The organism is Nakamurella sp. (assembly GCF_048594475.1).
Lineage (GTDB): Bacteria > Actinomycetota > Actinomycetes > Mycobacteriales > Nakamurellaceae > Nakamurella.
In genome coordinates this window covers 1-22,953 of record NZ_JBMDXT010000037.1, presented here as the reverse complement: position 1 = coordinate 22,953, position 22,953 = coordinate 1, and the positions used below count along the sequence as shown (strand labels likewise).

At 73.6% G+C, this 22,953-nt stretch carries 23 protein-coding genes and 1 pseudogene; 16 read left to right on the top strand and 8 right to left on the bottom strand.

The window, feature by feature from the left end; translation table 11 throughout:
* Positions 1–147: 147 nt before the first annotated feature.
* The 4 genes from ACOJUF_RS01985 to ACOJUF_RS01970 all read left to right on the top strand — a co-directional run bounded on the left by ACOJUF_RS01985 (position 148) and on the right by ACOJUF_RS01970 (position 3,537).
* Positions 148–477 carry a hypothetical protein gene (locus ACOJUF_RS01985; protein WP_420120186.1) on the top strand — a complete coding sequence of 110 codons (330 nt, stop codon included), beginning with the start codon at positions 148–150 and terminating at the stop codon, positions 475–477.
* Complete coding sequence (locus ACOJUF_RS01980; protein ID WP_420120185.1) at positions 474–1,013, top strand: YceI family protein; 540 nt, start codon at positions 474–476, stop codon at positions 1,011–1,013. Before ACOJUF_RS01985 ends, ACOJUF_RS01980 begins: the two co-directional genes overlap by 4 nt.
* Before the next feature lie 81 nt (positions 1,014–1,094).
* The gene (locus tag ACOJUF_RS01975; protein WP_420120184.1) at positions 1,095–2,738 is read left to right on the top strand and encodes a molybdopterin-dependent oxidoreductase; all 1,644 of its coding nucleotides are present in this window, start codon (positions 1,095–1,097) and stop codon (positions 2,736–2,738) included.
* Between the two features lie 70 nt (positions 2,739–2,808).
* The gene (locus tag ACOJUF_RS01970) at positions 2,809–3,537 is read left to right on the top strand and encodes a fasciclin domain-containing protein (protein WP_420120183.1); all 729 of its coding nucleotides are present in this window, start codon (positions 2,809–2,811) and stop codon (positions 3,535–3,537) included.
* A gap of 165 nt (positions 3,538–3,702) precedes the next feature.
* On the opposite strand, the gene ACOJUF_RS01965 is transcribed toward ACOJUF_RS01970, so the two are convergent.
* Both ACOJUF_RS01965 and ACOJUF_RS01960 read right to left on the bottom strand, forming a co-directional pair.
* Complete coding sequence (locus ACOJUF_RS01965; protein WP_420120182.1) at positions 3,703–4,578, bottom strand: aldo/keto reductase; 876 nt, start codon at positions 4,576–4,578, stop codon at positions 3,703–3,705.
* A gap of 93 nt (positions 4,579–4,671) precedes the next feature.
* The gene (locus ACOJUF_RS01960; RefSeq protein WP_420120181.1) at positions 4,672–6,030 is read right to left on the bottom strand and encodes an NADP oxidoreductase; all 1,359 of its coding nucleotides are present in this window, start codon (positions 6,028–6,030) and stop codon (positions 4,672–4,674) included.
* Between the two features lie 129 nt (positions 6,031–6,159).
* Between ACOJUF_RS01960 and ACOJUF_RS01955 the strand changes: the two genes are divergently transcribed.
* Positions 6,160–6,660 carry a hypothetical protein gene (locus ACOJUF_RS01955; protein ID WP_420120180.1) on the top strand — a complete coding sequence of 167 codons (501 nt, stop codon included), beginning with the start codon at positions 6,160–6,162 and terminating at the stop codon, positions 6,658–6,660.
* A 60-nt stretch (positions 6,661–6,720) separates the two neighbouring features.
* On the opposite strand, the gene ACOJUF_RS01950 is transcribed toward ACOJUF_RS01955, so the two are convergent.
* Positions 6,721–7,701, bottom strand: coding sequence for an LLM class F420-dependent oxidoreductase (locus tag ACOJUF_RS01950; protein WP_420120179.1), 981 nt, complete (start codon positions 7,699–7,701; stop codon positions 6,721–6,723).
* An 834-nt stretch (positions 7,702–8,535) separates the two neighbouring features.
* Between ACOJUF_RS01950 and ACOJUF_RS01945 the strand changes: the two genes are divergently transcribed.
* The 9 genes from ACOJUF_RS01945 to ACOJUF_RS01905 all read left to right on the top strand — a co-directional run bounded on the left by ACOJUF_RS01945 (position 8,536) and on the right by ACOJUF_RS01905 (position 16,361).
* Positions 8,536–9,117, top strand: a complete 582-nt coding sequence (locus ACOJUF_RS01945) for an SRPBCC family protein (protein WP_420120178.1) — start codon at positions 8,536–8,538, stop codon at positions 9,115–9,117.
* Between the two features lie 180 nt (positions 9,118–9,297).
* Positions 9,298–10,095 (top strand): sigma-70 family RNA polymerase sigma factor, encoded by a 798-nt coding sequence (locus tag ACOJUF_RS01940; RefSeq protein ID WP_420120177.1) that lies wholly within the window; start codon positions 9,298–9,300, stop codon positions 10,093–10,095.
* Positions 10,096–10,480: 385 nt separating this feature from the next.
* Positions 10,481–11,557 (top strand): DNA topoisomerase IB, encoded by a 1,077-nt coding sequence (locus ACOJUF_RS01935; protein ID WP_420120176.1) that lies wholly within the window; start codon positions 10,481–10,483, stop codon positions 11,555–11,557.
* A 76-nt stretch (positions 11,558–11,633) separates the two neighbouring features.
* Positions 11,634–11,840, top strand: coding sequence for a hypothetical protein (locus tag ACOJUF_RS01930; protein ID WP_420120175.1), 207 nt, complete (start codon positions 11,634–11,636; stop codon positions 11,838–11,840).
* Positions 11,841–12,083: 243 nt separating this feature from the next.
* Complete coding sequence (locus tag ACOJUF_RS01925; protein WP_420120174.1) at positions 12,084–12,503, top strand: iron chaperone; 420 nt, start codon at positions 12,084–12,086, stop codon at positions 12,501–12,503.
* A gap of 37 nt (positions 12,504–12,540) precedes the next feature.
* Positions 12,541–13,296 carry an IclR family transcriptional regulator gene (locus ACOJUF_RS01920; RefSeq protein ID WP_420120173.1) on the top strand — a complete coding sequence of 252 codons (756 nt, stop codon included), beginning with the start codon at positions 12,541–12,543 and terminating at the stop codon, positions 13,294–13,296.
* A gap of 178 nt (positions 13,297–13,474) precedes the next feature.
* Positions 13,475–14,785, top strand: a complete 1,311-nt coding sequence (locus tag ACOJUF_RS01915; RefSeq protein WP_420120172.1) for an MFS transporter — start codon at positions 13,475–13,477, stop codon at positions 14,783–14,785.
* Between the two features lie 30 nt (positions 14,786–14,815).
* The gene (locus ACOJUF_RS01910) at positions 14,816–16,012 is read left to right on the top strand and encodes a 4-hydroxybenzoate 3-monooxygenase (protein WP_420120171.1); all 1,197 of its coding nucleotides are present in this window, start codon (positions 14,816–14,818) and stop codon (positions 16,010–16,012) included.
* Positions 16,013–16,124: 112 nt separating this feature from the next.
* Complete coding sequence (locus ACOJUF_RS01905) at positions 16,125–16,361, top strand: helix-turn-helix domain-containing protein (RefSeq protein WP_420120170.1); 237 nt, start codon at positions 16,125–16,127, stop codon at positions 16,359–16,361.
* A gap of 71 nt (positions 16,362–16,432) precedes the next feature.
* Here ACOJUF_RS01905 and ACOJUF_RS01900 read toward each other — a convergent pair whose 3' ends face one another.
* The 4 genes from ACOJUF_RS01900 to ACOJUF_RS01885 form a co-directional block, all read right to left on the bottom strand.
* Complete coding sequence (locus tag ACOJUF_RS01900; protein ID WP_420120169.1) at positions 16,433–16,642, bottom strand: hypothetical protein; 210 nt, start codon at positions 16,640–16,642, stop codon at positions 16,433–16,435.
* A 272-nt stretch (positions 16,643–16,914) separates the two neighbouring features.
* Complete coding sequence (locus tag ACOJUF_RS01895) at positions 16,915–17,667, bottom strand: enoyl-CoA hydratase-related protein (protein WP_420120191.1); 753 nt, start codon at positions 17,665–17,667, stop codon at positions 16,915–16,917.
* Between the two features lie 188 nt (positions 17,668–17,855).
* A complete protein-coding gene (locus ACOJUF_RS01890) occupies positions 17,856–18,626 on the bottom strand; it encodes an SDR family oxidoreductase (protein WP_420120168.1) in 771 nt (256 codons plus the stop codon).
* 47 nt (positions 18,627–18,673) lie between these two features.
* Positions 18,674–19,204 (bottom strand): PGPGW domain-containing protein, encoded by a 531-nt coding sequence (locus ACOJUF_RS01885; protein WP_420120167.1) that lies wholly within the window; start codon positions 19,202–19,204, stop codon positions 18,674–18,676.
* Positions 19,205–19,327: 123 nt separating this feature from the next.
* On the opposite strand from ACOJUF_RS01885, the gene ACOJUF_RS01880 reads away from it, so the two are divergent.
* Both ACOJUF_RS01880 and ACOJUF_RS01875 read left to right on the top strand, forming a co-directional pair.
* Positions 19,328–20,506 carry a cysteine desulfurase family protein gene (locus ACOJUF_RS01880; RefSeq protein WP_420120166.1) on the top strand — a complete coding sequence of 393 codons (1,179 nt, stop codon included), beginning with the start codon at positions 19,328–19,330 and terminating at the stop codon, positions 20,504–20,506.
* A 157-nt stretch (positions 20,507–20,663) separates the two neighbouring features.
* Entirely contained in the window at positions 20,664–21,596 is a 933-nt protein-coding gene (locus tag ACOJUF_RS01875) for a hypothetical protein (RefSeq protein WP_420120165.1), read from the top strand.
* A 16-nt stretch (positions 21,597–21,612) separates the two neighbouring features.
* Here the strand turns inward: ACOJUF_RS01875 and ACOJUF_RS01870 are convergent.
* Positions 21,613–22,953: pseudogene (locus ACOJUF_RS01870) on the bottom strand (hypothetical protein); the annotation flags it as partial.

Here is a 22,953-nt window from a genome sequence, read left to right as displayed (position 1 = left end):
GCGCCCGGCCCCGCCCGATCGGGCCGGTTCGGTGGGCAATTCAGTGTCAGCACTGAGGCCGCGGGCGGGCCGGCGGCCGCACAGTGGGCGGGTCGTCGACGTCGACGCGGACACCGACACCCACATCCGGACACGCTGGAGGTCCCCATGTACGCACAGCTGACCATCTTCGACGGGCCCAGATCGCCCGAACTCGTCGCCGCCGCCACGCGGGCCGAGCGGGAGCGGATCGAGCCGCTGATCGAGGCGCACCCGGAGATCCGCGACGACATGGTCGTCCGGTACACGCTCACCCAGCCCGACGGCGGGGCGGCCGTGTTGGTCGTCACCCGGACCGAGCGGGCGCTGGACGAGGCCGAGCGGCTGATCATGACCTCGGAGCTGCTGCCGGGCGAGGACCCGGCGCTGCTGCCGGGGCCCTCGCGGATGGCGCGGTACTCCGTCGGCGACGTGCGGCACGGGCCGGGTGCGCGGTGAGCGCCGGCCTGCAGGCACGCGAGCGGCTGGCCGGGGTCTGGACGGTGGTGCCGGAGACGGCCCGGGCGGCCTTCCGGGTGCGGGACAAGCTGGTCGGTCACGCGGCCGGGACCATCCCGGTCCGCTCGGGCACGGTGCACCTCGCGTCCGGCGGTGACGTCCTTTCCGCGCGGCTGGAGCTGGACGCCGCCGCGATCGACACCGGGAACGTCCGCCGTGATCGCGATCTGCGCAAGCCGCACTTCCTGGCCGCCGCCGATCATCCGGCGATCGTGGTCGAGGCCGGGCCGGCACCGTTCGACGGGTCCGGCTGGACCCTCCGGGCGACGCTGGCCGCCCGCGGGGCCGTCGCCCCGGTCGAGCTGACCGTCACCCTCGATCCCGCCGCCGACGCCGGGTCAGCGGCCGGGGCCGGGCCGGTGGTCGGGGTCCGCGTCACCGGCCGGTTGGACCGGGCGCCCCTGGGCATGCGGGTGCCGGCGGTCGTCGTCGGCCGGATCGTCGAGCTCGACGTGCACCTGTCGTTCCACCGCTGAGAGCGGGCGGCTCGGGCGAGCCGCCGACAAGAAAGATCGATCCGCACCAATCCGGGTGGCAGCACGGTCCGAACTCCCGTCGTGACCACCAGTGAACGGTTGACCGGGACGCCCGGCAAGGCCGAGAAGCCCCGCCGGCGCGGGTATCTCGGCGCCGCGGCGGCCGGGGTCGTCGCGGTCGGGCTCACCCTGGGGGTGGCCGAGCTACTCAGCGCTCTGGGCCGCTGGGCCGGGTTCCTGGGGGCGTCGTCCTCGCCGTTCGTCGCGCTGGGTCAGACGTTCATCCAGTTCACCCCGGAGTGGCTCAAGGAACTGGCGATCCGCACCTTCGGCGAACACGACAAGGACGCGCTCACCGCCGGGATGGTGCTGACCGTCCTGGTCGTGGCCGTGGCGATCGGGCTGATCAACCGGAGCCGGCCCCGGGTGGCCGTCGCCCTGACCGGGCTGTTGATCGCGGTCGCCGCGGCCGCCGTGCTGACCCGGCCCGGGGCCGACGCGCTCGACCTGATCCCGCTGCTCGTCGGGGGCGTCCTGGGCGTCGCCTTCCTGATCGCCGTCGCCCGCGCGGGTCTTGGCTCCACCGGGGCCGCCGCCGGCCGTGACCATGGCAATGCACCCGATCCGGCAGCCGCCGCCGGTGGCCCCGGGACCACGGGCCGGCGCCGCTTCCTGGCCCTGGTCGGTGGCGGTGCGCTGGTGGCCGTCGCGGCCGGTGGGCTCGCCCGGCTGATCCCCAGTGCCGCGCAGGTCGCGCAGAGCCGGGGCCGGGTGGCGCTGCCCACGCCGGCCGACCGGCAGGACCTCGACGTCGACGGCACGGTTCTGGACGTCGCCGGGCTGACTCCGTTCGTCACCGCCAACGCCGACTTCTACCGCGTCGACACCGCCTACGCGGTGCCCGCGCTGACCACCGATGAGTGGCAGCTGCGGGTGCACGGTGCGGTGGATCGCGAGATCACGCTCGGCTTCGACGATCTGCTCGCGCTGCCGGCGGTCGAGCGGATGATCACGCTGACCTGCGTGTCCAACGAGGTCGGCGGCAAGCTGGCCGGGAACGCGCGCTGGCAGGGCGTCCGGCTGGCCGACCTGCTGGCGATGGCCGGCCCGCAGGACGGTGCCGACTGCGTGCTGTCCACCAGCGTGGACGGATTCACCGTGACCACGCCGTTGGCCGCCCTGATCGACGGCCGCGACGCGCTGCTGGCCTACGCGATGAACGGCGAACCATTGCCGGTGGAACACGGTTTCCCGGTCCGCATGGTGGTTCCCGGCCTGTACGGCTACGTGTCGGCCACCAAATGGGTCGTCGACCTCGAGCTCACCCGTTTCGCCGACGTCAGCGCGTACTGGACCGACCGTGGCTGGTCGGCGCAGGCCCCGATCAAGACGGCGTCCCGGATCGACGTGCCGGCGGGGTTCGCCCGGCTGTCCCCCGGCACGGTCGCGGTGGCCGGGGTGGCCTGGGCCCAGCATCGGGGCATCAGCGCGGTGCAGGTGCAGATCGACGACGGTCCCTGGCAGGACGCGACGCTCTCGGGCGAGCTGACCGTCGACATCTGGCGCCAGTGGTCCTTCACCTGGCCGGCGACCGAGCCGGGGCTGCACACCATCCGGTGCCGCGCGATCGACGCCGACGGGACCGTGCAGACCGATCAGATCCAGGGGGTGATGCCCGACGGATCAACCGGTTACGACAGCCGGCAGGTCACCGTGACCGCCTGACGCACCAGCCCCACCTCAGCACCTGTCCTCCCCTCGCGATCGTGAATCGCCACCACCAAGGAGCATCCGAATGTTGATCAAGCGCGCCCTGTCCCTGGTCGCCGCGGCCGGTCTGGCCGTCACCCTGGCCGCCTGCGGCTCGTCCGCCACGCCCGCGGCCACCTCCGCGGCATCCTCCGCCGCGTCGGCGGCATCATCGGCGGCCTCTTCGATGTCCTCGTCCATGAAGCCCTCGTCCTCGATGGCCCCGTCGTCCTCGATGGCCGGGTCGTCGGGCGCCATGAGCTCCGGGGACGCGGCCGGCGCCGCCCTCGTCGGCCCCGGCTGTGCCGACTATGCCAAGCAGGTGCCCACCGGCGCCGGGTCGGTCGACGGGATGGCCCAGGACCCGGTGGCCACCGCCGCGTCGAACAACCCGCTGCTGACCACCCTGGTCGCCGCGGTCTCCGGCAAGGTCAACCCGCAGGTCGACCTGGTGAACACGCTCAACAGCGGTGAGTTCACCGTCTTCGCGCCGGTCGACTCGGCCTTCGCCAAGATCGACGCGACCACCATGGACACCCTGAAGACCAATTCCGACCTGCTGAGCGGGATCCTGACCTACCACGTGGTGGCGGGCCAGCTGGACCCGAGCCAGGTCGTCGGGACGCACCCGACGGTCAACGGCGCCTCGCTGACCGTCACCGGGAGCGGCGACACCCTCAAGGTCAACGACGCGAACGTCATCTGCGGTGGCGTCAAGACCAAGAACGCCACCGTCTACCTGATCGACTCGGTGCTGATGCCGCCGGCCAGCTGACCGGTCGCGGGACCGCGCGGGTCGCCGGCATGCCGCCGGCGGCCCGCGCCGTCATGTCCGGAGGCTGATCGACAGCCGGCCGGGATGGCGACTCTCGGGGGCGGCGGCCCTGTTCCCCATGCCCGCGCGCGGAGCGGATCCGGGGAACCGGCCGGGCCCGACGCCTCAGGCGGCCGCGTCGAGCTCGGCCACCGCGGCCGCCGGCAGCGTCAGCGTCGCCGCGCCGAGGTTGTCCTCCAGGTGGGGGATCGAGCCGGTACCGGGGATCGGCAGCATGACCGGCGAGGCCTGCAGCACCCAGGCCAGTGCCACCTGGGCCGGCGTGGCGCCGAGGTCGCGCGCGATGGTGTCGACCGGGCCGCCCGGCCGGGCCAGCTCTCCGGCGCTGACCGGCGCCCACGGGATGAAGCCGATGCCCTCGGCCGTCGCGTACTCCAGCACGTCGGCCGAGGAACGGTCGGTCAGGTTGAACCGGTTCTGGACGGTGGCCACGGTGAACACCCGCTGGGCGGCCTTGATCTCGTCGACCGACACCTGGGATAGGCCGAGCGCGCGGACCTTGCCCTCGTCCTGGAGCTGCTTGAGCAATCCGAACTGGTCGTCGGCGGGCACGGTCGGGTCGATGCGGTGCAACTGGAAGAGGTCGATCACGTCGACCCGGAGCCGGCGCAGGCTCAACTCGACCTGCTGCCGAAGGTATTCCGGACGGCCCAGCGGGTGCCAGCCGTCGGGGCCGGTCCGGACCAGCCCGGCCTTGGTCGCGATGCGCAGCCCGGCCGGGTAGGGGTGCAGGGCCTCGGCGATGATCTCCTCGCTGACCGCCGGGCCGTAGGAATCGGCGGTGTCGATGAAGTCGACGCCCAGCTCGACGGCCCGCCGCAGGACGGCCCGGGCGGCCTCGCGGTCGGCGGGTTCCCCCCAGATCCCGGGGCCGGTGATGCGCATGGCGCCGAAGCCGAGCCGCCGCACGGTGCCCAGATCCTTGATGTCGAAGGTGCCGGCGGCGGCCACGTCGATGGCCTGATCGTTTGCGGTGCTCATTTTCGAACTCATGCTGGGGTTGAACCCGGCCACAAGGCCGGATGTTCCCGTCCGGTGTGTATTTCTGCCTGACGTCGCCGGCGGGCGGGGCCGTCACACCCCGACGGACCGGGCCACGGCCAGCAGGTCCGCCCAGGTGCAGAGCTTGACCCGGGGCCGCCCCTGCTGCTCGCCGGCCGCCTGTTCCGCCGCGTCGATGGCGGCCCATCCGGCCAGATCGATCACCTCCGGGCGACGCTCGCGCAGCCAGGATTCGACCGCCGCCGGGTCCGCCGCCCGGCTCGCCCGCAGCCCGGTGGCGAGAGGGTCGGCCAGGTCGTCGACGATCGTGTGGACGGTGTCGACGGCGTCCTTCTTGTTCGAGCCGATGATCCCGGTCGGCCCGCGTTTGATCCAGCCGGCCACGTACTCGCGCTCGCCCCCGGTGACCCGGCCGCCCCGGTTCGGGATGACCCCGGCGACCTCGTCGAACGGCACTCCCGGCAGGGCCACGCCGCGGTAGCCGACGGCCCGCAGCACCAGGCCGGCCGGCAGCACCTCCCGGTCGCCGGTGTCCACGACGCGGCCGTCGGCGTCGAGCACGGTGCGGCCGAGCACGATGGACTCCACCCGCTCGCGCCCGCGCACTTCGATCGGTGCGGTGAAGAAGCGCAGCACCACCCGGCGGCCGCCGTTCACGGGGCGGACGGCGGCGTAGTCCCGCAGGATCTGCAGGTTGTGCCGGGGGACGTGGGGCAGCCGGGTCTCGTCGACGTCGGCCAGCTGCGCGGGGTCGACGACGACGGCCGCCCCGGTCAGCTCGGCCAGCTCCCGCAGTTCCGGCGAGGTGAACGCGGCCTGGCCCGGGCCGCGCCGGCCCACCACCACGACCTCGCGGATGCGGCTGCCGCGCAGGGTGTCCAGGGCGTGGTCGGCGATGTCGGTGGCCGCCAGCCGGTCGGGTGGCGTGGCGAGCACCCGGGCGACATCCAGGGCGACGTTGCCGTTCCCGACGACCACGGCCCGATCCGTTCCGACATCGACCGGTACGTCCCGGAAATCCGGTTGACCGTTGTACCACCCGACGAAATCCCCGGCTCCGACGACACCGGGCAACCCCTCCCCGGGGATCCCGAGCGAACGGTCGGCCGGTGCCCCGACGCAGTAGACGACGACGTCGTAGCGGGCCAGCAGATCGGCCCGGCCGACATGGGTTCCGACCTCCACGTTGCCGAAGAACCGAAACCGTTCGTGGGTGGCCGTTCTGGCGAACAACGCGGCGATCGACTTGATCTTGGGATGGTCCGGGGCCACTCCCGCGCGCACGAGACCCCATGGCGTGGGCAGTCGCTCGAACATGTCCACCCGGACATTCCGGTCAGGCAGGCCCAGCAGGGCGGCCGTGGTGTAGAAGCCGGAGGGACCGGAGCCGATCACGGCCGCGGCCAGGTCGGGGACGTCCGGGTCCGGCACGGTCGACCCACCTCCGTCGGTTCGAGTCGCCGCGGGCCCGGCGGCGGGCCCGGCGATCGACACGGCCCATGCTGCCACCAGATCGCCCCGGTCCGCCGGATGAGGCGCCCGCCGTCCTACGCTCGGACGGTGATCGTGGTGGTCGACGTGGCCAACGTGCTCGGCTCGCGACCGGACGGGTGGTGGCGCGACCGCGCCGGCGCGGCCGGCCGGCTGCTGGACCGCATGGCCGCCTTGCCCGGGTCCACGGTCGACGGGCCGGACGGCGCGCCCGCGCGCATCGACCGGATCGTCGCGGTGCTGGAGGGCGCCGCCCGGGCCGCTCGCCCCGCCCCGGCCGACGGGCTGACGGCGATCCGCGCCGAACAGGACGGCGATGCGGCGGTCGTCGGGTTCGTCGGCGCCGTCGTCAGCGTCCGGGCCGGCGATCTCGCCACTGAACTGCCCACCCAGATGCAGATCCACCCCGGGATCGACGCTGGAACCGCCACCGGCACGACTGGTCCCGGCGCGCGGTCCCGTCCGGGCGACGTGCTCGTGGTGACGGCCGATCGCGGCCTGCGGCACCGGCTTCCGCCGGGGGTGCGGACCGTCGGGCCGACCTGGTTGAACGGGCTGATCGGCCGCTGAACCGCCCGGCCGGGCGCGGCCCCGGGCGGGTCCGGGGCCGCCGCCCGAGACGGACGGGGGTCAGCGAACCAGCCGGCCCAGGGCGGACCCGGCCAGCTCGACGATGCCCGGCTCGTGCCCGTTGGCGATCAGGTTGATGATCAGGCCGTCGATGCCCTTGTCCAGCACCCGTTCCTGCAGGTCGGCGGCGACGTCGTCCGGGGTGCCGACGAACTGGCGGGATTCGACCGACCGGCGGCGCTCGGGGTCGAGCGCGGACAGGTCGACCCCGGTGCGGCGCAGGTGCTCGTCCCGCGCCGCGCGGGCCTTGTCCCCGCTCTCGTCGATGACCGCCATCACCAGGTAGCTGGTCTCCAGGGTCGAGCGGTCCCGACCGACCTCGGCGCAACGCTGCTCGAGCGCCTCCAGCTTGCGCGGGATCTCCTCCGGGTTGCAGATGACGTTGAGGTGCTGTGCGTACTGCGCCGCCATCCGGAACGTCTTCTTCTCGCCCCCGCCGCCCAGCAGGATCGGCAGATCGTCCCGCAGCCGGGGCTCGTTCATCGCCGTCTCGGTGCGGTACCACCGACCGTTCACGGTCGGCCGGTCGCCGCGCAGCATCGGCACGATGATGGACAGCGACTCGTCGAGCCGGTCGAACCGCTCGGCGAAGGTGCCGAACTCGAAGCCCAGCTGCTGGTGTTCGAGTTCGTACCAGCCGGCGCCGATACCCAGCACGGCCCGCCCGCCACTGACCACGTCGAGCGTCGTGACGGTCTTGGCCAGCAGGGTGGGGTTGCGGTAGGTGTTGCCGGTGACCATGGCCGAGAGCTGCACGCGTTCGGTGACGCCCGACAGGGCGGACAGCGTCGTGTAGCACTCCAGCATCGGTTGGTCGGGCGACCCGATGCCGGGCAGTTGGTAGAAGTGGTCCATCACGAAGACCGCGTCGAAGCCGGCGGATTCCGCCTCCCGGGCCTGCGCGGCGACGGTAGGGAAGAGCTGGTCGACCGAGGTGCCGTAGGAGTAGTTGGGCATCTGGTACCCGAGGCGAATGCTCACCCGGCCACTGTAGGACCGGGGGCCGCCGAGCGCACCGGTCGCTCGAGCGGCCGCCGCGGCCGCGCCGCGGGTCGGAGCGCCGGCACGTGAACAGCTATTCACCGGACGAGGGCTCGGCGACGCCGAGCCGGCCGGGCGGCGCGGGTCCGGGGTTCACGGGGCAGCAAGCAAATGTTTACATTGCGGTCATCTGGCGACCGAAATGAACTCAAGCCGTCCACGAATCCAAAAGTACTGAGGTGCAACAAGTTTCATTCGAAAATCACTGCTGGTCGAGCCCGCTGACCGCTCCGGCGTGGCCCCGGCCACATTGACCCGTCAATCGGCGCTGACTATCTTTAACAATGTCCGGCGCGGGCAAAGAAAAACTCTCGGTGTCAATAAGGAGAAAATCATGAACGAGCAATCGCTGGTTGAATTCGCCGACTGTGCCACCGATTGCCTGTACTGCAGCCTCCCCGAGACCGACTGACGCGAGCCCCCGGCGGCGGCCGACCCCGAGGGGGGCCGAACGCCCGTCACGTCCCGGCCGGCCGTCGACCAAGCCGAGCTCGCCGGCCAGGAACAGGAAAGACCTTCCCGCAGGCGCCTCGTCGTCGCGGGCCGGCCGTGCCCGATCGACCGGCACGCAGAGGGCGCGGGCACGTCCACCGTCGCCCCGGCCCGATGGGCCTCGAAGAGCCGGTGCTCGATCGGGTGAACCCGTCCTCCCGCCGGCACCGAGCCGCGCCCCCCCACCGTGTCCTCAGGTCCCACCAGGTCGTCGTCGTGCGTGGTCCCCGGTGCGCGGTGGACCGACGGTTGAGGGCGTCCGCGCCCGGGTACTGGTCACCAATGTCTTTTTTCAGCTCTTCTTCCAACGGTGGCCCGGGCGACGGCGGAGCAGCGGCCGGCGCGGCCCGGGGCGAGGAAGCGTGGGACGGCGGGCCGGTCGACGGGGCCGAGGTGACCCGGACCGCCGCCGCTCCGCCTGCCGCCGTGTGGGCCGTCCTGGCCGACGGTTGGCTGTACGCCAACTGGGTGGTCGGAGCCTCCCGGATCCGGGATGTCGACGCGAGTTGGCCGCAGTCGGGGGCCCGCATCCACCATTCCGTCGGCGTCTGGCCGGCCCTCATCGACGACAGCACCCGCGTGCTCGCCGCGGTGACCGAGCGTGAGTTGGTTCTGCAGGCCCGCGCCTGGCCGGCCGGGGAGGCCGTGGTGCGGATCGTTCTGGAACCCGAATCCGGTGGTCGGACCATCCTCCGGATGACCGAGGACGCCGCCGCCGGTCCGGGCCGGGTGATCCCGCATCCGGTCCGCCAGGCCCTGATCGTGCCCCGCAACCGCGAGTCGCTGTTGCGGCTGTGCCTGCTGGCGCAGGGCCGGCCCGACGATCTGCTCGATCCCGCCCGGCGGCGCGGCGAGCTGCGGTGATGGCGGACTCCCGCCGCTGACCCGGTGGGCCCTGCGCCGGCCGGCGCCGGTGCGCAGGAACGGGCGCCATCTGGCCGAGCCGGTCCGCGGCCGTTTGCAATCCCCACCCGGGCGGAGCATAGTAAAAAGTACGGCTCAACCAGATGCCAGCCAAATCCCCCCTGCTCGAAGGGTTTCCCTGTGGCTGCCTTGGTTGAATGCCGTCCCGATCACCCCACCCCGCTTGCCCCCCTCGATCCCGAGGCCATCGAACGGCGCGGCTGCCTGGACCGCCTGGCCGCAGCCCGGTCGGCCGACGATCGCGCCGCGCTGCGGCGTTGTGAATCCGCCGTCGTCGAGCGTTTCCGGCCCTACGCCGACCGGATCGCCCGCCGGTTCCGGGGGCGGGGCGTCGAGGACGACGATCTGCGCCAGCTCGCCCGGCTCGGCCTGTGCAAGGCGGTCCAGCGGTGGCGTCCGGAGCTCGATCCCGGCCTGACGCACTTCGCCAGCCCGACGATCGAGGGCGAGATCAAGCGGTACTTCCGGGACCACTGCCGCCCGATCCGGATGCCGCGGTCGTTGCAGGAGGACCTGGCCATGCACCAGGCCGCCGAGGAGGATCTCGTGCAGGCGCTGGGGCTGACACCCACCGATGCGGACGTGGCCACCGCGGCCGGCTCGAGCGTCGAACGGGTCCGCCGGCAACGTCTCGCCTCGCGCGTCTGCCAGCCGGTGACGGCCGACGCCGACGACGGGGCGGCCATCACCCGGATCGGGTGCGAACGGGCCGCCCAGGCGATGAACCGGGTGGTCGAGCAGATCGATCTGGGTGCGGCCGTGCGCCAGCTCTCGCCCCGCGATCGGCGGGTGCTCGCGCTGCGCTTCGTCGGCGAGCTGAGCCAGAGCGAGATCGCCGAGCACCTCGGGGTGAGCCAGATGCAGGTCTCCCGCATCCTGCGGGCGTTGATGATCCGGTTGCGCACCGCCATGGTCTGAGGCCACGAGACCGCGCCCGGCACGTTCGTCATCAAGGACGGCGCGGACGGGCAGCCCGCCGGCCAGATCGGTGCGGACGGCCGGGGTCGACGCGGTCGTCGACGACCGGGCGCCGCCGGCGTCGACATCCCCACGACCCTGGGCGAACTGTCTGCGTTCCAACCGATCCTGGCCGTCGCTGCCGGAGACATGATGCAGCAGGCCATCACTGAGCGGCCGTCGGGGTGATGGCGGGTCGCCGCGGCCCGGGATCGGGTGCGGCGGATCCCTCCGAACCGGCTCCCGGTGCCGGATTCGGTGCGGTCCCCGACGGGAACCTGCCCGGCATGCGGAGGGACTCGCTCCCGTGGTCGTCGGGTGGCGCGGGCGAAGGAGCGGTGCAGACGTGCCTCGATTGAAGCGCACCCACCCGGGCCAGCCGGGTATCACCCGGCGGCGGCGGGGTCGCGGCTGGTCGTACGCCGACGCCGCCGGCGAGCCGATCGTCGACCCGGCGGTCCGCGCCCGTCTCGACGGGCTGGTCATCCCGCCGGCCTGGACGGACGTGTGGATCACGCCCTTCGCCAACGGCCACCTGCAGGCCGTCGGGACCGATGCCAAGGGGCGCCGCCAGTACCTGTACCACGACGACTGGCGGACCCGGCAGGACCTGATCAAGCACCGCCGGGTGCTGCAGCTCGGCGCCGCCCTCCCCGGCGCCCGCGAGCGGGCGCTCGAGGCCTTCGGCCACCGCCGGTGGGACCGGGATCGGGCGCTGGCCCTGGCGTTCCGGCTGCTGGATCGCGGTCATTTCCGGATCGGCGGGGCCGGGTACGTGCAGGCGAACGGGTCGTACGGGCTGTCGACCCTGCTGCGCAGCCACGTGCGCCGTCGCCGGGGCGCCCTGATCTTCGAGTACACGGCCAAATCCGGCGTCCACCGGATCGAGCGGATCGACGACCAGGCGCTGGTCGAGGCGGTGACCTCGCTGATCCGCCGCCGCGGCGAGACGGTCGATGAACTGCTCGCCTACCGCACCCGGGCCGGCTGGCGGGCGCTGGGCAGTGACGAGATCAACGAGTACGTCAGGGATGTCACCGGTCTGGACGTCTCGGCGAAGGATTTCCGCACCTGGCACGGCACCGTGCTCGGTTCGGTCGCCCTGGCCCGCGAGGAACTGCTGCACCCGGCCGACCGGCGGTGGACGGAACGGGCGGCCGACCAGGCGGTGCGCCGGTCGGTGGTCGCGGTCGCGGCCAATCTCGGCAACACGCCGGCGGTCTGCCGGGCGTCCTACGTCAATCCCCGGGCCATCGATCTCTTCCGGTCGGGAACCACGATCACCCGGGCCGTCACCCGCGCCGCGCGGTCCGCCCCTGCTGCGCTGACCGCCGCCGAGCCGGCCGAGGTGGCCGACGGGGTCGCCGTTCTGGGCGCGGCGCCGGAGGTCGAGCGCGCCGTGCTGCGCCTGCTCAGGGAGTAGCCGGGTTGGGCCGGCGGCGGGGTCGGGCACCCTGGAGGCGACGGCGTCACCGCGCCGCTCCGGCGGGAGGTGCGCCATGCCCGACGACGGGTCCCCGGCGCCCCGGGTGGGTGGGCGTGTCCGGTCGCTGGTCGACGACGGTTTCCTCACGCCGGGTCTGGGTGGGCGGGTGACGAACCGGGTGCCCACCCTCTCGTCGGTCCGGGTCTGCTGGGACAACGACACCGCCAGTGTCGTCCGGCTGGACCTGCTCGAACCGGTCGGTGACGACCACCGCTCATGATGCCGGTGGCCGGACCCGCCCGGCGCACGACCGGAGCAGGCCGGATTCTGCGGCGACGCGCGCGCCCGCTCGGGCCCGGCCGGGGCCGATCTGATCGCCGCCGCCGCCGCCGACCGTGCCGGCCCGCCGGGCCCGGCTCGGGCCCACTCCCGATCGATCAGATATCGAGAAGCCGGACGCCGCGGCTCGCTCCTAGTCTCGCGACAGACACCGGGACGACCGGGAACGAGGGGAGAGCGCACGATGGCGCAGGGTGAATTCACCGCCGAGGAGCGGGCCGCGCTCAAGGAGCGGGCCACGGAATCGCGGGCGGCCCGCAGCGGGAAGAAGGGCTACGACGAGGCCGATCTGCTGGCCAAGATCGCCGAGATGGTCGACGAGGACCGGGAGATCGCCGAGGCGGTGCATGGTGCGGTGACGGCCGCCGCGCCCGACCTGACCCCGACGCTCTGGTACGGCATGCCGGCCTACGCGAAGGACGGCAAGGTGGTCTGCTTCTTCCAGCCCGCGCAGAAGTTCAAGGCCCGCTACTCCACCCTGGGGTTCAACGATCCCGCCCGCCTGGACGACGGCGCGATGTGGCCGACCGCGTTCGCGGTGACGGCGGTGACGCCGCAGGTCCGGACGCGGATCGCCGCCCTGCTGCGGCAGGCGGTGAGCTGACCCGCGGGCTCGCCGGGGCAGTGCCAGACTGGAGGGCGTGACGGCTCCCGAGCGACCACGCCGCAGCGTCACCTCCAAGGCGCTGGCCGTGCTGGGCACCTTCGACGCCACTCACTCCCGCCGCAGCCTGACCGAGATCGCCGCGGTCACCGGGCTTCCGCTGTCCACCGCGCACCGCCTGATCGCCGAGCTGGTCGCCTGGGACGGCCTGGTCCGCGGTGCCGATGGCCGGTACGAGATCGGGCGCCGCATATGGGCTCTCGGCTCGCTCAGCGCGGTGGCGCGCGAGCTGCGGGCCATCGCGCTGCCGTTCATGCAGGATCTGTCCGCGACCACCGGCGAGAACGTCCACATCGCCGTGCTGGAAGGGGACCGGGCCCTGTACATCGACCGCATCTCCGGCCGCCGGGCGGTGCCCGTGGTCAGCAAGCCGGGGGCCCGGTTGCCGCTGCACGCCACCGGCGTGGGCAAGGTGCTGCTGGCCCACGCCGACCCCGAGCTCCAGGCGGCCGTGCTGGACCGGCTGACCCGGCACACCCCGCTGACGATCGTCGAGCCGCGGCGGCTGCAACGGCAGTTGCAGCAGGTCGTCGAGCGGGGGTACGCGACCACCCACGAGGAGATGACGCCCGGCTCCAGCTCGCTGGCGGTGCCGGTCCGGGACCGTACCGACCGGGTGGTCGCGGCGCTCGGGCTGGTCACCGCCAGCACCCGACGGGAGCTGAACCGGCTGATCCCGGCGGTCGAGCTGGCCGGGCGGGGCATCAGCCGGATGCTGGGCTGCACCCGCTGAACGTGCCGCCCCCGGGCGGGGGTCGCCGAATTGACTTCCAACTATCGGAAGTCGGTCGTTGACCCGCCCGCCGGTCCGGCGCGAAGGTGATCCCACTTCATCACGGTCTCCCCGCCCCACCGGCCCCCCGGGCGACCGTCCGGCTTTCCCACCACCGTCGTTGTGAAAGGTGCTGACGTTGTCCGTCGCCGCTGAACTCAATCCCCGTGCCCGGTACGCGGGCTGGGTCGCCCCGCTCTGCTGGATCGCCGTCGCCCTCGAGGGTTTCGACCTGGTCGTGCTGGGCGCCGTGCTCCCGTCGCTGCTCAAGTACGACGACTGGGGGCTGACCCCGAACTCCGCATCGGTGATCTCGGTCGTCGGCCTGGTCGGCGTGATGATCGGAGCGCTGGCCGCCGGCACCATCAGCGACCTGATCGGTCGCCGGCAGGCGATGCTGTGGACCGTCGTCAGCTTTTCCGTGCTGACCCTGGCCTGCGCCTTCGCGCCGAACCCGACCGTGTTCGCCGTCCTGCGCTTCCTGGCCGGGCTCGGCCTGGGCGGCGTGCTGCCGACCGCCCTGGCCCTGATCAACGAGTACGCGTCGCTGGGCCGCGGCGGCCGGGCCACCACGACCATGATGACCGGCTACCACGTCGGCGCCGTGCTGACCGCCCTGCTGGGCATCCTGGTCATCGGCAGCTACGGCTGGCAGTGGATGTTCGTGATCGGCAGCCTGCCCGCGCTGGTCCTGGTGCCGCTGATGATCAAGTATCTGCCGGAGTCCAACGCGTACCTGCTGGCCAGGGCGGGTCTGGCGCCGACCGCGGAGCAGCCGGAGCGGCGGCCCGCCAGGTCCAAGAACCCGGTCGGCATGCTGTTCCAGCACGGGCTCGGCCGGTCCACGCTGGCCTTCTGGGTCGCCTCGTTCATGGGCCTGCTGCTGGTCTACGGCCTGAACACCTGGCTGCCGGAGATCATGCGCGCGGCCGGTTACGAGCTCGGCGCGGCGCTGGCCCTGCTGCTCGTGCTCAACGTCGGAGCGGTTCTCGGACTGGTCGTCGCCGGCCAGGTCGCCGACCGGATCGGCACCCGCCGGTCGGCGATCGCCTGGTTCGCCGCCGCGGCGATCTTCCTGGCCCTGCTGTCGGTCAAGATCCCCGGTGTCGGCGTCTACATCAGCGTGCTGCTGGCCGGCATGTTCGTGTTCAGCGCCCAGGTGCTGGTCTACGCCTACGTCGCCCACGTCTACCCCGCGGCCGCCCGCGGCACCGCGCTGGGCAGCGCGGCCGGTGTCGGCCGCCTGGGCGCGATCACCGGCCCGCTGATCACCGGCGTGCTGCTCACCGCCGGCCTGGCCTACCCCTGGGGCTTCTACCTGTTCGCCGCCGTCGCCGCCCTCGGGGCGGTCGGCATCCTGCTGGTCGACCGCAACCCGGCTCCGGCCGAGCCGTTGCCGCAGACCGAGGACGACGCCGAGCACATCACCCACACCCACCCGTCGCACTGACCCCCCACCGAAGAAACAGGAGACGCGGTCATGTCCAGCACTTCCGAGATCCTCACCACCCAGGTCGGCATCGTGGGCGGCGGTCCCGCCGGTCTGATGCTGTCCCACCTGCTGGCCAAGGCCGGCATCGACTCGATCGTGGTCGAGAAGCGTGACCACGAGACGATCCGGACCACGCACCGGGCCGGCATTCTCGAGCACGGCAGTGTGTCCATGCTGGTCGACTCCGGCGTCTCCGACCGGGTGCTGACCGCCGGCCACCGGCACGAGGGCATCGACCTGCGGTTCGGCGGCCAGAGCCACCGGATCGACTTCACCGACCTGGTCGGCGAGGCCGTGTGGCTCTACCCGCAGAACGAGGTGTTCGTCGACCTGGCCGCCGCCCGCGAGCGCGACGGCGGACAGATCCACTGGTCGGTGACCGACACCGAGGTGCTGGACCAGACCACCGACACGCCCAGGATCCGGTTCACCGGGGAGGACGGGCGCGCCCGGGAGATCCGCTGCGACATCCTGGTCGGGGCCGACGGCTCGCAGGGCATCTGCAAGTGGTCGATCCCGCAGGAGCACCGGGTCGACAACTTCGTCGAGTACCCGTTCGCCTGGTTCGGGATCCTGTGCGAGGCGCCGCCCAGCGCGGACGAGCTGATCTACTGCAACTCCGAGCACGGCTTCGCCCTGATCAGCCAGCGGGACGCGAACGTGCAGCGGATGTACTTCCAGTGCCCGCCCGACGAGGACGTGAACGCCTGGACCGAGGACGCGATCTGGGACGAGCTGCAGAAGCGGCTGGACGGTCCGGACGGCTTCCGGCTCCAGCGGGGCCGGATCTTCGACAAGACGGTGCTGCGGTTCCGCAGCTACGTGTGCGAGCCGCTGCGCTACGGCAACCTGTTCCTGGTCGGCGACGCCGGCCACACGGTCCCGCCGACCGGGGCCAAGGGGCTGAACCTGGCCTTCGCCGACGTCCGGGTGCTGTTCGAGAGCATCGAGTTCTTCTACGCGAACCGGTCGGCCAAGCTGCTCGACACCTACAGCGAGCGTGCGCTGCAGCGCATCTGGAAGGCGCAGAACTTCTCGTACTGGATGACCAGCATGCTGCACACGCGGGCCGACGCCAGCCCCTTCGAGCGCAAGCGACAGCTCGGCGAGCTGGCCGGGGTGGTCGCCTCCCGGCACGGATCGGCCTACCTGGCCGAGGCCTACACCGGTTGGCCGCACGCCTGATCCGGCTCGCCGGGCCCCGGACGCGCATCCGCGCGACCGGGGCCCCGCGACCGGGGCCCGGCCGACGCACCGCCCGGCCGCTGACCTCCCGACGAGAGAGCCGATCATGCACATGCCGCGCAAGCCGGGGACACCGGCCACGGTGACCGGACGGGTGCTGGCGATCCTGGACGCCCTGGGGGCGGGCGACCCGGCCGGCCTGAGCCTGGCCGAGATCAGCCGCCGGGCGGAGCTCCCGCTCTCGACCACCTTCCGCCTGGTCCAGGAGTTGCTGGCGGGCCGGATGCTGGCCCGCGACGAGCACCGGCGCTACCGCATCGGGCCGCGGCTGCGCGAGCTGGCCGGCTGACCAGCTGACCGGCGGTCCCGGGCCCCGAGCTCGCGGGCCCGCCCGAGGCCCGGTGTCCCGGCCGGATCGCCTCAGCCCGCCCGGCCGGCGCCACCGCGCCGGGCTTCGGCCGCGTCCGGACCGAGCTCCCGCTCCGGCGGGGCGGGGCTGCCGACGGCGCCGGCCGCGTCGTCACCGACGCCGACCTGGGTGTCCGGCGGCGGGTCCTCGTCCGCGCGGGCGGGGCGCCCCTGCGCGGGCGGGACGCCCGGGGGTTCGTGGCCGTGCTCGGCGGTGGACATCGGCTGCTCCCTCGGCCGGTCGGACCGGCTCGTGCTCGTCGGCACCCGCGCCGGCGCTCGCCCACACGGTGACTCGCCCTCCTGGTTCCCGGATCGGGACCGGGCAATCCGCCGGCGGCGTGGCCGGGTGATCGAGCGGGCCGGCACGTTTACCCGGACGCGGACCGGGGACTGATCCCAGCGGCCCGGCCGCCCGGGTCCCGACGGCGTCCCGCCTTCCATCCAGTGTCGGACGACGAGTCCTTCCGAGGGGTGGGGCGGGGCGCCGCACGTCACCGCCCGGGGGCGGTCCAGGACGGGGCCCGCTTCTCCCGGAAGGCGGCCATGCCCTCCTGCGCCTCCGGCCCGGCGAAATAGCCCGCCGAGATGGTGGTCAGGGCGGACAGATCGCCCCGCAGGTCCCCGCGGGGCCGGCGCAGCAACCGCTTGGTGCCGTCCTGGGCGCCGGGCGCCCCCTGCAGCAGCAACGTCACGAACCGCTCCACCTCGGCGTCCAGGGCCGCCGCCGGCACGCTCCGGTTGACCAACCCGATGGCGGCGGCCCGGGCGGCGTCGAAGGTGTCACCGGTCAGGAACAGCTCGTGCGCGGCGCGCGGCTCGAGCCGGGGCAGCACCACGGCCGAGATCACCGCCGGGATCACGCCGATCCGCACCTCGCTGAAGGCGAACGTGGCGCTGTCGACGGTCACCGCGATGTCGCAGGCGGCGACGATGCCGATCCCGCCGGCGCGGGCCGGGCCGGCCAGCCGGGCCACCACCGGCGTCGGCGAGCACCAGAGCGTCTCCAGGATCCGCGGCAGCTCCTGGACGCCCTGGTCGCCGGCGGCCGCCCCGGCCGACTCCTTGAGGTCCATGCCCGCGCAGAACACCGGACCGGTGTGGGTCAGCACGATCACCCGGACCTCCGGGTCGGCGATGGCGTCGTCCAGGTGGCGGATCAGGCCGCGGCGCAGCCGGGCGGACAGCGCGTTGCGGTTGGCCGGCGAGTCCAGCGTGATCGTCGCGACCGGGCCGGCCCGGTCGATCCGGACCGGCGGGGCGTCGGGCCCGACCGCCCCTTCGGTGTGCTCGGCTGCCACGGCGACCCTCGACTTCCCGCTCGACTCGCCCCGACGGTACCGATCGGCCGCCGGCCGGCCTACTCCCCGGGGGACAGCCCGGACCGCTGCCCGCGGGACGGCGGGGCGCCCCGGCGGGGCCGGGCCGGCAACGGTCAGCCGAGCCCGCCGGCGAGCAGCAGGCCCCCGTCGACGACCACGGTCTGGCCGGTGATCCAACCGGCGTCGTCACTGAGCAGGAACGCGACCACGCCGCCGATGTCCTGGGGCTCGCCCAGCCGGCCCAGCGGGTAGGCGGCCGCGACCTGCTCCTCACGGCCGGCGTAGAGGGCGGTGGCGAAGCGGGTCCGGACCACCGCCGGCGCCACCCCGTTGACCCGGACGCGCGGGCCGAGCTCCACCGCCAGCTCCTCGGTCAGGTGGGCCAGCATCGCCTTGCTCGCCCCGTAGAACCCGATGCCGGGCGCCGGGCGCAGACCGGCCACCGAGGCCACGTTGACCACCGCGCCGCCGTGGTCGCCCATCCACGCGCGGTGCGCCTGTTGCAGCCAGCAGATCGCGGCGATGCAGTTGACGTCGACGATCTTGCGGGCGGCGGCCGGGTCCAGCTCCATCAGCGGTCCGTAGACCGGGTTGATGCCCGTGTTGTTGACCAGGAAGTCGACGCGACCGAAGGCGTCCAGGGTCGCGGCCACGGTCGCCGCCTGGTGGTCGGGATCGGCGGCGTTGCCGGCGCTGCCGAGCGCCACCGCCGCACCCCCGAGGTCGGCCACCGCCTCGTCCAGGGCGGGCCGGTGGCGGCCGGTGATCATCACCCGGGCCCCGTCGGCGACGAGGCGCCGGGCGACGGCCAGGCCGATCCCACGGCTGGCGCCGGTGACGATGGCGGTGCGGCCGGTGAATCGTCCGGTCGGTCGATCGGCCATCAGCTGTCCCTTCCGTCGCCCGGCTCCGGTCCGGGCCGGGCGACCGTTCAGGCCGGGTGGTCCCCGGCCTGCTCGCGCTGGTCCCGCCGGCGGGGCCGCTCGTCGAGGTGCCGCTCGCGGTAGACCTCGTCGAGGGTCATGGTCCCGTACCGGAAGTTCTTCATGCTCCAGCCGAGCAGCCCGAGCGCGAGCAGGCCGGACGCGATGAGGAACACCCCGGTGCCCCAGCCGCCGAACAGCCACCACTTCTCGGCCAGCGGCCACCAGCTCGGCGCCGGGGGCCGGATGCCCCAGATGACGCCGACGGCGATGAGACCCAGGGCCAGCACGGTGGACATCAGGATGCGGGGCCAGGACTTGACGCCCTCCGCGGCACCCTTGTAGGCGGCCCGCTTGACCGGGTCGAGCAGCCGGTCGGCCCACTCGTAGTTCCGGGCCAGCACCCACAGACCCAGGGCCAGCAGGAGCAGTCCGGGTCCGGGCAGGATGAGCGCGGCCACGCCGGCGGCGACGAGCAGCCAGCCCAGGATCTCCATCCCGATCCGCGCCGCCTTGGAAGTGTTACCGGTGTCGGCCATCCCGACAGGATGCCTCAGCCCGGGCCCGCGCGTCGCCGGGTGGCCGTCGACACGGCCGGCCGACGGGACGATGGTGCAGCTACCGGACATCCCGCCTCGTGCTGGGTGCGGGATGCTGAGGTCATGGCGACGCCGACCGGTACCCACCCCGGCCTGATCGACGGTCCGATCTACCTGGACCACAACGCGACGACGCCGATCGATCCGGCGGTCGTCGCGGCCATGCTGCCCTGGCTGACCACCGGGTTCGGCAACCCCTCCAGCGGTCACCGCTTCGGCGCGGCGGCCCGGGCGGCCGTCGCCGACGCCCGCCGGCAGGTGGCCGACCTGGTCGGCCTCCGGACCGGCCCGGGGGAGCGGGCGGGCCGGATCGTCTTCACCGGGAGCGGGTCCGAGGCGGACGCCCTGGCCGTGCGCGGGGTCGTGCTGGCCGATCCGCGGGGCCGGCGGCACGTGGTCACCCAGGTGACCGAGCACCCCGCCGTCCTGGCCGCCTGCGCCGAGCTGCGCGAGCGGCACGGGGTGAGCGTGACCGTGCTGCCGGTCGGCCCCGACGGCCGGGTGGATCCCGACCGCGTCGCCGCGGCCATCACCCCGGAGACGGCCCTGGTGTCGATCATGCACGCCAACAACGAGACCGGCGTTCGGCAGCCCGTCGCCGACCTCGCCCGGATCGCCCGCGAACGTGGCGTGCCGATGCACTGCGACGCCGCCCAGTCGATCGGCAAGGTGCCGGTCGGGATCGACGACCTCGGCGTGGATCTGCTCACCGTGGTCGGCCACAAGATGTACGCGCCCGCGGGCGTCGCCGCGCTCGCGATCGCGCCGGGGGTGGCGCTGCGTCCCCTGGTCGGCGGTGGCGGCCAGGAGGGAGGCCTGCGCGCCGGCACCGAGAACGTGTCCTTCATCGTCGGTCTCGGCCGGGCGGCGGCGCTGGCCCGGTCCGCTCTGGCGGCCGGCGAGACCGCGCGGCTGGCCGCCCGGCGGGACGAGCTGGCCGCGCGGCTGCACGCCGCGCTGCCCGGCCGGGTGACGATCAACGGGGCCGCCGCCCCCCGGCTGCCGAACACCCTCAACGTGCGCATCGCCGGCGCACCGGGCCTGCTGGACCGGCTTCCGGACCTCGCGGCCTCGGCCGGGTCGGCGTGCCATGCCGGGGCCGACGCCCCCTCCCCGGTGCTGACGGCCATGGGACTGCCCGCGGCCGCCGCGGCCGAGTCGATCCGGCTGTCCGTCGGCCGCTGGACCACCCCGGCGGAGATCGAACGGGCGGCCGGCCTGATCGTCGCGGCGGCCGGCTGACACCGGTTCCGGATCCGACGAGGGCCGGTCGGGTGCGCTCGCCGGCCCTTGACCCAGATCCCCTTGACCCAGCTTCCCTTGACCAGGATCTGAGTCACCTCTGAGCGGCGTGGAGCACGGTCGCATCGATCGGATTCGCCGTCATCCAGGAGGTCTCATGTCGGACGCCGCTCCCACCCGCCGCACCGCCGCACCGGCCCCCGATCGGTGCCGCCCGGCCGCTCGCCGATGGCGATGGCTGGCCGCCGTGCTCGGCTCGGCCCTGCTGCTCGCGGGCTGCTCGTCCGGCTCGACCGCGACGGCCGGCGGTGCCGCCGGCGGCGCCGGTGGCCCGGAGGTCACCGGTGACCTGGGCATCCAGGCGCCGAACCTGGAGTACCCGTGCAGCCTGTTCGCCACCGCCGACATCGCGGTCTTCCTTCCCCAACCGGCGTTGGCCGAGGTGTACCGGTCCGGCCGGACGGGCGCGGCCTACGGGTGCCGGTGGACCGATGCCACCGGTACCGTCTCGTTCGCCACCGGCGACGTCGGCAGGTCCGCCACGGCGGTGCTCGAGAGCGGCTCCGCGGTCGCTGATCTCGGCGACCGGGCGGCCTACGAGGACTCCGCCACGACGCTGCCCGGCGGAGCCGACGGGGTGGCGCGGACCCTGGTGGTCGAGGACGGCGATCGCGCGCTGACCCTCACGGTGGCCGCCGCCGATCCGTCGACCACCGACATGGTGGTGCTGACCGCGTTGATCAAGGCCCGGATGAGCGCGGTGATGGCGACCGCGGGCCCCGGAGGGGACGCCCAGCTCGGTCCCGACCGGGTGCTGTGCGAGAACGTCGTCGCCGACTGGCAACGCACGTACTCCGTCCTGGCCGGTACCGCCCAGGTGGTCTCGTCGGTGCGCAAGTACACCGACGGGCTGGTCGATCTGGCCGCCGACAAGGTCGACACGGTCGGCTATCCCGCGCTGAAGGCGGCGTTGGCGGGGCTGGCCGCGGCCGACCCGGCCGATGTCGACGAGGTGCGCACCGCGGTCGAACAGGTCGGGCGCGCGTGCCAGCAGGGCGGCGTGGCCATCGGCTGGCTGCCGGCCGGCTGACGGGAGCCGAACGGGCTCAGGTCGTGTTGAGCACCGTCAGGGTGCCGGCGTTGAGGTTGGTCACGTAGGCGTACCGGCCGTTGGGCAGCACCCCGACGCTGGTCGGCGAATCCACCGGGATCGTCGCGGTGACCTGCCGGCTCGCGGCGTCGAGCACCGAGACCGAGTTGCTCTGCACGTTCGCCGTGTAGAGGTAGGTGCCGTCGGCGCTGTAGGAGATGTCCTGCGGGTTGGTGCCGACCGGCGTCGTGCCGACGACCTGCCGGCTGGCGGTGTCGATGAAGTACACGTCGTTGCTGTCGAAACAGACGACCACCACCTGCGTCCCGTCCGGCGAGACGGCGACGCTGTGCGGGCTGGTGCCGACCGGGATCGTGGCCACCGTCGCCCGGCTCGCCACGTCGATGACCGAGAGCACGTTCGACTCGTGGTTGGCCAGGTATGCGGTCCGGCCGTCCGGTGAGAAGGCCACCCAGTGCGGGTTCTTCGCGACGGGCAGGGTCTGGGTGACGGTGCCGGACGCGACGTCGATGATGTCCAGCGCGCCGGCGTCGTGGCTGGGCACCCACACCGAGGTCCCGTCCGGGGTGACCGCCAGCGCGTACGGCTTCTTCTCGACCGGGATCTCGGCCAGCGCCTTGGTCGTGCGGGTGTTGATGACGACGACCAGGTTGATGGTCTTGTCGTCGTTGTAGACGCTGACCCAGGCCCGGGACCCGTCCGGGGAGAAGGCGATGAACTGGGGCGGGCCGGCGGTGATCGGGATGGTGGCGGTCACCTTATTGATCGTCGTGTCCAGCACGGTGACGACCTGGGCGGACCGGTTGGCGATGTAGGCGTAGCGGCCGTCGGGGGTGATCGCCACGTAACCCGGGGTGGGGCCGACCGGGATGGGGTCACCGGGGAGGCTCGGGATCGCGCCGGCCGGGGCGGGGGCGACGGCCGGGGGCGTGCTCGGCCCGGCCTCGACCGGCGGCGTCGTCTCCGGGGCGACGACGCCGGTCGAGCCGGGCGCCGGGCCGGCACCGGTCCCTCCGCCGGGCGCACTGCCGGCGGTGGACCCCGCGGTGGCCGGGGCCGGCCCGCTGTCCCCCTCGTGGGAATGCTCGGCCGGCGCGGCCGTGGCCGGGGCGCCGGCCTGGGCCTGTCCGGGCACCTGGCCAGACGGGCGCAGGGCCCAGGAGACGCCGGCGACCGCGGACACGGCCAGCACCGCCGCCACCAGCCCGATGACCAGCGGCCGGCGCGCGGACCGGCGGGCCGGACGGTGCCCCCCGGCGGGCGGCCCGCCGGGGGTGCCGGCGTCCCCCGGACCGGGGTACGGGCCCGAGGGCGGACCGGACGGCGGACCGGTGTG